The organism is Cupriavidus lacunae, assembly GCF_003353055.1.
Classification (GTDB): Bacteria; Pseudomonadota; Gammaproteobacteria; order Burkholderiales; family Burkholderiaceae; genus Cupriavidus; species Cupriavidus lacunae.
Genome location: NZ_QKWJ01000146.1, coordinates 1 through 10,282, shown reverse-complemented (window position 1 = coordinate 10,282; position 10,282 = coordinate 1). Strand labels below are relative to the sequence as shown.

Sequence of the window (10,282 nt, the reverse complement as noted above, 5' to 3'; positions counted from 1 at the left end):
GTGGGCTACGACCCATCCGACGATAGCTTTCCGGAATCACTTCAGAAGGCGCAGCGTAAGCTGGAAGAGAAGCACCGTGCGGAGTCGACAATGGCGGTGACTCAAGCCCACCAGCCGGCGGAAACGGATTTGACACGCTAGCATTGCAGGCACTGACGGTGCTGGCAAGCGCTTGCGCTTGCAGCACTGGGAACGTGTCGGACAGATAAGTGGCCTGCCGTTCAACCGGCAAGGCCTGCTGGACCGGGAAGGCTTTGTCTACGATACCGAGCCCATCTGCCGTGCGGTAGTGGCAGCGCGCAAGCTGGCGCCGCAAGCCGACCTGCTGGTGGTATTCAGGGCTCTGCAGACCGCGTTCTATGTCGACGCCTTGGACACGACCAACGGCCATGTGCTTGCCGAAGTTGCTTCGCAAGCGTTGTCGCGCCTGGGCCATGACGTCGATGCCGACACGTTCTGGGCGACCTGGAAGGCCCCGGAGACCCGAGCTGAGGCACAAGCCGATTTCGCGCTGGCGCGCTCGTGGAACATCAGCAGTTTCCCAGTGCTGCTGTTACGTGTGGGCGGGGATACTTATCGCATCGCAGCCGGTTTCACGCCCACGGACCAGCTCGAGCGCCGGCTGGCTGCCTTGCTTGAAGAGGCGGCGGCGCCGCGCTGAAATGCGACATCGCAGTGGCGGGAGTGCGCGCACGGCGTGCCCCCGACAATCCCATTCCTGCCTGAGGCCCCGTTCCTCTCACCCCGTTTTCTTGGAGAAGCACCCTATGTATCGACATGACATCTATGAAAAGCTGAAGACGCTCGGCATCCAGCTGCCGGACGGAGGCACGCCTGCCGCCGCCTATGTCATGGCTGCGCAGAGCGGCAACCTGGTCCATACATCCGGCCATATCGCCAAGAAGAACGGCAGCGTATGGGCGGGCAAGCTCGGTGCATCGATGACAACGGAGGAGGGCCGTGCGGCGGCACGCTCCGTCGCAGTCGACCTGCTGGCGACATTGCATGCCCATACCGGTGACCTGAACCGAGTTACGCGGATCGTGAAGGTCCTGAGCCTGGTGAACTCCACCGCCGAGTTCACCGAACAGCATCTGGTGACGAACGGCGCCTCGGAGCTGCTGGCCGAGGTGTTCGGCAACAGCGGCAGGCATGCACGATCGGCGTTTGGCGTCGCCCCGATTCCGCTGGGTGCTCGACTATCGGGATACCGGCAAGGCCGTGACAGTGCTGCAGGACGTTGACGGCGCCATCGTGACACGTCCTCATGCGTTGCGCCGCGTCCTGACCAGGCCGCCAAGAACTAGTCCCTAACTGGCCCCAGCCCACACCGGCGGCCGGCGGGCGTGCCACGGCATGGCCGCTTCCAGTTGGGCCGCCAGGCGGAACAGAATGTCCTCCCGCCCGAAACCCGCGCCAAATTGCGCACCGATTGGCAGTCCTGTTTCGCCGTCGAACGATAATGGAACCGACATCGCCGGCAACCCTGTCACGTTGGACCACGCGGTGAAGGGCGACTGCCGGAATACGTGCGCAATCCAGCCAAGACCATCCATGCTTCCCTCGTCCTTGTTGTACTCGCCTATCTGAGGCGGAAGCTCAGGTAGCGTCGGGCTCAGAATGATGTCGTGGTCCTGGAAAAAGCGGCCCACCGCCCGCGAAACGACATTTCGGACCTGGAGCGCGGCCAGAAGGTCCGTGGCCGTGACGCGGCACCCATATTCGTAGACCGCGAACGTCGCAGGCTCAAGAATCTCCGCTGTGATGGGCCGCCTTGTAGCCGACGACAGTACGTTGAGCCTCAGGGCAGCATTCGCGGTCCAGATTTGCGCGTTGGCATGGACGAAGCTGTCCCAGCTCACGCCGAGATCCAGTGCCGTTTCCTCGACGTTGTGGCCCAACGTTTCGAGACACCGGGCGACTGCGAAGATGGCATCCGCCACGACGGGTGCAGTCCGTCCGGAATCAGGTGGATTTGGCATGAAGCCAATTCTAAGCCTGCCGGGACTTTGTTGGAGTTCCGACAGATAGCTGTTGGCTGGTTGGGCGATATAGTACGGCTCGCCTATGCCCCCGCCATTCACGGCATCAAGCAGGGCGGCACTGTCACGCAACGAACGGCTCACTGCAAAGTTCACCCCAAGTCCGTTCCACACCTCGTCCACAGCGGGACCGTTGGACACGCGCCCTCTCGTCGGCTTCATGCCGAACAGACCGTTGCAGGATGCTGGAACGCGGATCGATCCGCCGCCGTCAGTCGCGTGAGCAAGCGGAACAATGCCGGCTGCAACGGCTGCGGCGGCCCCACCGCTCGAGCCGCCGGCACCGCGATCGAGGTTCCACGGATTCCTGGTCGGCCCGCACACACGCGCCTCGGTGGTTGTGCTCACCGCCAGCTCCGGCATCGTCGTACGACCGAGCGTGACGAGGCCGGCCTTACGGAAACTGCCCATCAGATTCGAGTCAGCCGGCGCGACAAGCCCTTCACCCAGGCGGCTGCCCATTTCACTTCGTCGGCCCTTCATGGCCACGCCCAGATCCTTGATGAGGAAAGGCACGCCTGCAAGCGGTTGATGTTCCCGTTCCCAGGATACCGTCGGGTACGCCTCCGCAGGCCAACACTCGACCACCGCGTTGATCTTCGGGTTCACCGCCCCGAGAGCGTTCAGCGCGGCAGATGCCACTTCTGCGGCGCTGACCTGCCCGCTCGAAATCAGATGATGCAAACCCACGCCATCAAAAGACGCGTATTCGGCCAGATTCATAAGTTAAGCGAAAGTAATAGCTGACGACAAATGCTGAATGCGGCAGAGCGCCCGACGAAGCGGGCTGCACAATCATGGGTACTGCAGGATCATTCTGCTCCTCTTGCCCCTGCCGGAATCGAAGCCCGACTACGCGATGCGGAGTCAACGGCATTCTGCCGATTCAATCGCAGGAAAAGAATAATGATTCCGGCGATAAGAAGCATCGCCGCCATGATGAGAAAGCCAGCATGGATGCTTCCCGTCAGGCTCTTCGACCAGCCAATGATGCTTGGCCCCCAGAACCCGCCAGAAAGTCCGATTGTATTGATCAGTGCAATGGCTCCCGCCCTTGCATCACCCTTGATGTATTCAGGCGGAACGGCCCAGAATACGATATTAGCCATCCACATCATGCCTGTGGCGAGCGTGAGAAACCCAATCGTTGCAAGGAGGCCACCGCTGCATACCCATGCAATGATGGCCAGGCAGGCAATGAGCACGGGCAAGGCAATGTGATAACGTCTTTCGCCATGTTTGTCCGAACTGCGGCCACCGTAAAAAATAGCCAGTGCCGCTGCGACGTAAGGAATGGCTGCATACCAGCCAAGCTGCTGTGTACTGGTGATGCCCTCCTGGTTGAGGATCGTCGGCAGCCAGAAGCTGAGGGCATATATTGGCGATATGATGCAGAGGTAGGCCAGCGAGAGAATGTAGACCTTCGGATCCTTCGCGACAGCGCGGAAGGAACCATGCTTTCCGTCGGCCTCGCTCAATTGTCCCCGCAGCAGGCGTTTTTCCTCCGGATTCAGCCAGCTGGCGGTGGTCGGACCATCCGGCAGGAAGAAGAACGCGATAACGCCAAGGACCACGCACGGGGCGCCTTCGAGCAGGAACATCCATTGCCAACCGGAGAGATTGCCAACCCCGGCAAAGGACGTCATGATCCAAGTGGAAAGCGGACCGCCCAGGATGCCGCTGACAGGGCCCGCGAGCCAGACAATCGATATCGCACCAGCAATGCGCGACGGTCCGTACCAGCGCGACAGAAAAAACAATACCCCCGGCGCGAAACCTGCTTCAAAAACTCCCAGAAGGAAACGCAGCGCATAGAAAGCGGGCACGCTTTTCACAAACAGCATGCATATCGACGCAATTCCCCACAACACCATGATTCGGCTGAAGGTGGCGCGGGCCCCTACCTTTGGCATCAACAGATTACTTGGAATTTCAAATAGTACGTAACCGACAAAGAAGATGCCAGCGCCAACTCCATAAGCCGCGTCGGAGAGTGCCAGCTCATTCTGCATTTGTAATTTTGCGAAACCGACATTGATTCTGTCGAGGTACGCGAACATGAAGCCGAAAAACAGAAGCGGCAGCAGCTGCAAATTCACCTTCCGATAGACGGAAGCTACCCTCCCGTCGGTCGCTGATTCTTGAATCATTACTGGCAAAATTATCTCCTCTCGGCTTGTTTCCGTCGGCCAGCCGTGCTCAGGCCTGAATTGTTAAGGGGCTATCCTGTTATTCCATTGCTGACATAACGGCGAGCATTGCATCGCAAAGGATCTGAGTGCCTGCAGCCAGATCTTCATCCCGAGTATTTTCGGCCTCATTGTGGCTAATGCCTTTCTCGCTGGGCACGAAAATCATCGCCGTAGGTGTGTGCTCGGCCATGTATTTAGCATCATGGGTGGCACCGGAGATCATGCTCATGTGCTTGAATTGCCGACGTTCCGCCGCTTCCCGGACCATCGCCACAACCTGATCGTTAAATATCACAGGTGTCGACTGCAGCAATATCTTTGCGGAAACGGCACAATGCTCGACTTCACCTGAACAGAACTGGAGAATCCTTTCGCCCGTCCGAAGGAGGTGGTCTGGATCAGGGTGCCTGAGGTCAATGATGAAGGTAACCTTTCCAGGCACAGTGCTGGACGCGCCGGGCGCGACTTCGAACCGTCCGACGGTAAAGCGCAGAATATCCTCAGGGTCTGCAATTTCACTCCGGATCCGCGCAATCAGGGTGGTCGCCGCCACCAACGCGTCCTTCCGGTGTCGCATAGGCGTGGTGCCGGCGTGGGCTTCCGCTCCCGTAACTTCGACCTGGTATGCATGCAACCCCTGGATGCCTTTAACGATACCAATATCGCAATTCTCGGCTTCGAGGAGCGGGCCCTGCTCAATGTGTGCCTCGATGTATACATGGCCTTTCGTGCCCAGCGGCCTCCTTTGCAACTGAGGCAGTTGCTCAATTTGCACTGCCAGCGCGTCGCCAATCGTGACGCCATTCCTGTCCAGCGTAGCCAGCGCCCGTTCAAGCGGCATTGCGCCTGACGCAACCGCCGAGCCCATCGTTGGCGGCGGAAATCTTGAGCCCTCTTCATTCATCCAGACAACGAGTTCCATGGGGCGCTCGGTCACCACCGCGTAATCGTCGAGAGTTTCCAGCACTTCAAACCCGGCCAGCACACCGTATACGCCATCGAACCTTCCGCCAGTGGGCTGGGAATCGAGATGAGATCCGGTCATGACAGGGCTGAGCTCCGGATGGGCGCCTGGGCGACGGATGAACAGATTGCCGATGGGATCGATGGCAGCCGTATAGCCCCGCTTTGCAGCCCACTCCAGGAGGACTTGCCGCCCCCTGGTGTCTTCGGGCGTGAGTGCCTGGCGGTTGACGCCACCGTTGCCGGTAGCGCCGATTTCGGCCATAGCCCGATGGCGCTCGGAAAGCCTGGAGGCGTTGATGAGGGGCTGTGCTGTGGCGATGGAATTGTCGGTTTTCACGGTGGCGGTGGGACTTTCGTTGTTTCGTGACGACCAGTTTGGCGGGCCCGTAGATCCAAGTCAAGTACCTTGACTAAAAAGACTCAGCCTGTCATGTTGCAGCATTGCAAGGGTGGCTGGATCGGCACAAGATCCCTTCTCCCGACGACGGCCGGCGTCCCTCGAAGCAACGGCGCCTAGCGTCGATGCCACTTGGCGAGCCCTGGTATCCAGCGAAGCATCGGCGATATACTCGTTGCCGATCGCTCCGACGTGCCGGTCGGCGCCACCGGGCGCGCCTGCGCCATCAGCGCTCGGCAGGCCACATGCTGACGCGTATCGCGCTATCGATACCGATGAGCGTGTGCTGGGGGAAGCGTCAAATCGTCCATGCAGGAGACGCTTGTACGGCGTCGTTACACGCGGCCTGTTTGCATGGCTGCACGTTCCGATGGATACTGACCCGTTGGAATACGACGACCATCGATTTATCGGCTTTGCACTCGCGCTTGATCGGCGAATTATCCACGCAGGTTTTGGTGGAATGAATCATTGCATGGATCGCGTCTGGCGTAATCTATTATGGAAAACAAAGAATTTAATCAGGAAATCGTCATTGGAAGCAGGCTTAAGCATGCGAGGCTGAATCGCAGGCTGAGCTTGCGTCAGTTGTCAGAGAAGGTCGGATGCACGGAAAGTTTCCTCTCAAAAGTCGAGAACAGTAAAGTCCGGCCCTCTATTCCGATGCTTCACAAAATCGCCGTAACGCTGGGAATCAGCGTGGCCAAGCTCTTCGCTGAAGGAGGCACCGCGGAGGGACCCGTGACAGTGATGAGAGACGGTCAGCGCCAAGTATTGCGGACGGAACATCTACGGGCCGGAGATGGGGTATCGCTGGAAACATTGGTCCCAAACCATGTGTGCGCGCTTTTGGAAGCCAATATTCATCATGTCCCGGCGGGAACCTCGTCTCAGGGTTTTCTTGAGCACCAGGGTGAAGAAATGGGCTATGTACTTCAGGGGGAGTTGGAGCTCACCGTCGGCGATCAAACGACGAGGGTGGGCAAAGGCGACTCCTTCTTCTTCCTCTCGCACATTCCTCATGCCTATCGAAATACCGGCAGCATTGAAGCACTAGTCTTGTGGGTCAACACGCCTCAGAGCTTCTGAACCGCCCCTTCGCGGCACGCCGCTGACCGGACATCTCCGCTTGGACAGCCATCACGGCCCCTGCCAGGCCGCGGCGCGCGTCAGGCGTAGGCGCCGTCGAGAAAGGGATCGACGTTGCGCGCACCGACTGTGTACGGGTCGACAGCGCGTGCGCCATCGCTGTATGGGCTGCGCGGCTCCTGTACAGAACGCGCGCCTTCGCTGTAGGGGTCACGTGCATCCTGCACGGCGCGAGCACCGTCGGTGTACGGGTCTCGCGAGCCGATGCTCGACGATGCGGCTTGCGCTCCCGCTGCAGCGGCAAACAGGGCGATAGCAAAGACAAAACGCTTGGCAATGTTGGTAGGCATGATCGATTTCCTTGGAGAGCCTTCGTTTGGGTAATGCGCGCCCTGGGAGCGCAGCGTTGCTACTCACCACCGCTGGGCCACGGAAAGCATTTAAGGAGATCGATGTATCGCGTCCATAGCGACTGGAGTCCAGTTCCGTCATGAAACGTATCGTTGGAGTGGTTTGATACAGAGGAATACAAAAAAGTTGTCGTCGTCTCTGCCCGCTCCGTTGGTGGATCGTGGCAGGCGTTTGCGCGTTAGAAGGGGCATCGCCTGCCGCCGGAGGCGCACGTTCCCGAAGGCTAAGTGGGTCTTTTTCTGGCCTCCAGCGTGCGGGGAATGGGTTGATAGAGCCGGCAGACAGACCTTCTCCCCCACGTCTCCCCCTTCGTGGTTGCGCAGCCCGAGCAAGAACAGCCAAGTCCGCAAGCTGAGGCACAATCGCCAGGCCCCACCGGGGCCTCCAGGTTCCCGGCTGCAAGACTTCCAAAGCCGGACGAATGGCTGAAGGACTCCTTCGAGTTTCTTCCAGCTCACCGAAACGATGCTCGCAACGCTGGCGAAGTGCTAGCAGGGAGTGACGCGGACGGCCGGCGATGGCTGACGGGCTCGTCGTAACAGCCGGGCGCTGCAATTCCTGTATCCATATGTATCAAGGCGCGCCAAGGATACATGTGCTGACAGAAGCGGCCCGCGCGCGCTACAGGCCCGATACATCGGTCTCCTTAAATACAGTCCAGCCCCCTGCGCCACTGAGTGAATGGCGCGACCACTGTTTCTGCCTGACTGGATCAAACGCAATGTTGCTTACGATTCTCGCCTACCTTGGCGGCGCGCTCACGATCCTGAGCCCCTGCATCCTGCCGGTATTGCCATTCGTCTTCGCGCGGGCCCAGCAGCCATTCTTGCGCAGCGGCTTGCCGCTGTTGGCGGGCATGGGCATTACGTTCGCTGGCGTGGCCACACTGGCTGCCGTCGGTGGCGGCTGGGTCGCGCAGGCCAACCAGTATGGTCGCTGGCTGGCCATCGCGCTGCTGGCCGTGTTCGGCCTGACACTGCTACTGCCCAACCTCGCCGAGCGGCTGACGCGGCCGCTGGTTGACGCGGGCAGCCGCCTGTCGGACTTTGCCCAGGTCGACGGCCGACCGGCCGGCCCTGCCTCATCTTTCCTGCTTGGCATCGCCACGGGGCTGCTTTGGGCACCCTGCGCAGGCCCCATCCTCGGCCTCGTGCTGACCAGCGCAGCGCTGCAAGGCCCGAGCCTTGGCACCACCTTGCTGCTGGTATCCTATGCGGCCGGTGCGGCCACCTCGCTGGCCGTCGCGCTGCTGATCGGCGGCCGTGTGTTTGCCGCGATGAAGCACTCGCTCGATGCCGGCGAATGGATCCGACGCGGCATCGGAGTTGCGATGCTCGCGGGCGTCGCGGCGATTGCGCTGGGACTCGACACTGGTGTGCTCACCCGGCTTTCAACGGTGGCCACCAGCGGACTCGAACAGCGGCTAGTGGACAAGCTTTCCCGCCACGAAAGCGGTGACGGAACGCCGGTGACGTCGAGTCAACGGGCTGCAATTTCCGGCAAGTCTGTCGAGGGTGGATCGATGATGATGGCCACGGCAGACCGTCAAATGGCTCTGCCGGTGGAGGGCGCGTTCCCAGGCCTCAATGGCGCGGTGAAATGGCTCAACTCGCCGCCGCTGACCGCCGAAGAGCTGCGCGGCAAGGTCATCCTGGTGGACTTCTGGACCTACTCGTGCATCAACTGCCTGCGCACCCTGCCCTATGTGAAGGCATGGGCGGAGAAATATCGTGATCAGGGCCTCGTCGTGATCGGCGTGCATGCGCCCGAGTTCGCATTCGAACGCAACATTGACAACGTTCGCAAGGCTGCGCACGACCTTGGTGTAGCCTACCCCATCGCGATCGACAATAACTACGCGATCTGGCGCGCCTTCGGCAATAACTACTGGCCGGCGCACTACTTCATCGATGCCGAGGGGCGCGTGCGCTTCCATCATTTCGGCGAGGGCGAGTATGAAAAGTCCGAGGCGGTAATCCGGCAGCTTCTGGCCGAAGCAGGCCATGCGGACGTAGCGAAGGTCGGGATGACGATCGGCAACGCGGCGCTGGCTGTGGAACTGGCGGCTGACAACGACACGCTGGCTCCTCCGGAAACCTACCTCGGTTATGCGCGCGCGGAAAACTTTGCCTCGCCCGGTGGCGTGAAAGCGGACCAGCCGAAGGACTACGCGGCGCCGGCCAGCCCAGCACTTAACCAGTGGGGCCTTGCGGGCAACTGGAAAGTCGGAGAGGAACAGGCGACGCTGGAACAGGCTAATGGCCGCATCACCTACCGCTTCCACGCACGTGACCTGCATCTGGTGCTCGGCCCTGGCGCGGACGGGAAGCCCGTACGCTTTCGCGTGACCGTCGACGGCAAGGCCCCAGACGCTTCACACGGAGCCGATGTGGCCGCTGATGGCAGCGGCACGGTCACGGCGCAACGCCTCTATCAACTTGTGCGCCAGACCGGCGACATCCGCGACCGCACGTTCGCGATCGAGTTTCTCGACCCCGGCGTGCAAGCCTTCGCCTTTACCTTCGGCTGATCTGACAGAACTGGTGATCGCCCCGGGGGCAGTCTGCTTTCGTTCCGCCCTCCGCCAGCTTTCCCCGCCGTAGAAGCAAGCTGATCCGGCATGGGTCATTCACAGATGCAAAAGCAGTAGACCTATGAGCGCATCGTGCGGAAGTGATGGACCTGGCCGGGCATGGGCCCAAAACCGCCCATCTGCCACATCAGCCATTCGAGCACCGGTATCCGCTCGCGCAAGCCTGCGGGAAGGAATCTGCCGGTCTTTTCGCCGAGATACAACAGGATCGCGCCGAACTCGAAGACGCTTATCGGCTGGCCGTCCGGACCGTCAGGGTCGACGATTGCCGGGATCTTGTTGTTCGGACTGATACGCAGGAATTCCGGCGCAAATTGTTCGCCCTTCAGGATATTCACAGTAGGGCAAGTTCAGTTCTTCGAGCGCGACACTGATCTTGCGCCCGTTCGGCGTATTCCAGGTATGCAGCAGGATACTCATGAGATGCAAATCCTCAGATCGGGCGCCCCGTGGCACATTCCGCGCCGCTATTATTGATCTTTCCGTAAATCATGACATCACCACAACGTTGCCTGAACCCAGCACGCGGCGATGATCGAAGGCCGGTGTTGAGCGCTTTTGAGCTTGTTGCGGGCGACGGTATGCAACTCAT

Annotated in this window: 8 protein-coding genes and 1 pseudogene; 4 read left to right on the top strand and 5 right to left on the bottom strand. The window is 60.4% G+C overall.

All coding sequences use genetic code 11. The features are described 5' to 3' along the window. Window positions 1-178: 178 nt before the first annotated feature. A complete protein-coding gene (locus DN412_RS41090; protein ID WP_208647758.1) occupies window positions 179-661 on the top strand; it encodes a thioredoxin domain-containing protein in 483 nt (160 codons plus the stop codon). 106 nt (window positions 662-767) lie between these two features. Then, window positions 768-1,244 (top strand): RidA family protein, encoded by a 477-nt coding sequence (locus tag DN412_RS41085; protein WP_115216755.1) that lies wholly within the window; start codon window positions 768-770, stop codon window positions 1,242-1,244. Between the two features lie 66 nt (window positions 1,245-1,310). Here the strand turns inward: DN412_RS41085 and DN412_RS41080 are convergent, their stop codons facing one another. From DN412_RS41080 to DN412_RS41070, 3 genes are all read right to left on the bottom strand, one after another. Next, window positions 1,311-2,765, bottom strand: a complete 1,455-nt coding sequence (locus DN412_RS41080) for an amidase (protein WP_115216754.1) — start codon at window positions 2,763-2,765, stop codon at window positions 1,311-1,313. Window positions 2,766-2,854: 89 nt separating this feature from the next. Then, window positions 2,855-4,192 (bottom strand): MFS transporter, encoded by a 1,338-nt coding sequence (locus tag DN412_RS41075; RefSeq protein ID WP_115216753.1) that lies wholly within the window; start codon window positions 4,190-4,192, stop codon window positions 2,855-2,857. Window positions 4,193-4,271: 79 nt separating this feature from the next. Beyond that, on the bottom strand, window positions 4,272-5,537 hold the full coding sequence (locus DN412_RS41070; RefSeq protein WP_244223078.1) for a M20 family metallo-hydrolase: 1,266 nt from the start codon (window positions 5,535-5,537) through the stop codon (window positions 4,272-4,274). Window positions 5,538-6,098: 561 nt separating this feature from the next. Between DN412_RS41070 and DN412_RS41065 the strand changes: the two genes are divergently transcribed. Then, on the top strand, window positions 6,099-6,686 hold the full coding sequence (locus tag DN412_RS41065; RefSeq protein ID WP_115216751.1) for a cupin domain-containing protein: 588 nt from the start codon (window positions 6,099-6,101) through the stop codon (window positions 6,684-6,686). 80 nt (window positions 6,687-6,766) lie between these two features. On the opposite strand, the gene DN412_RS41060 is transcribed toward DN412_RS41065, so the two are convergent. Next, window positions 6,767-7,036, bottom strand: coding sequence for a hydroxyquinol 1,2-dioxygenase (locus DN412_RS41060; RefSeq protein ID WP_115216750.1), 270 nt, complete (start codon window positions 7,034-7,036; stop codon window positions 6,767-6,769). A 782-nt stretch (window positions 7,037-7,818) separates the two neighbouring features. Here DN412_RS41060 and DN412_RS41055 point away from each other — a divergent pair. After that, window positions 7,819-9,627 (top strand): cytochrome c biogenesis protein DipZ, encoded by a 1,809-nt coding sequence (locus DN412_RS41055; RefSeq protein ID WP_115216749.1) that lies wholly within the window; start codon window positions 7,819-7,821, stop codon window positions 9,625-9,627. Between the two features lie 134 nt (window positions 9,628-9,761). Here DN412_RS41055 and DN412_RS41050 read toward each other — a convergent pair. Next, a pseudogene (locus tag DN412_RS41050) lies at window positions 9,762-10,110 on the bottom strand (glutathione S-transferase N-terminal domain-containing protein); the annotation flags it as partial. Window positions 10,111-10,282 lie beyond the last annotated feature (172 nt).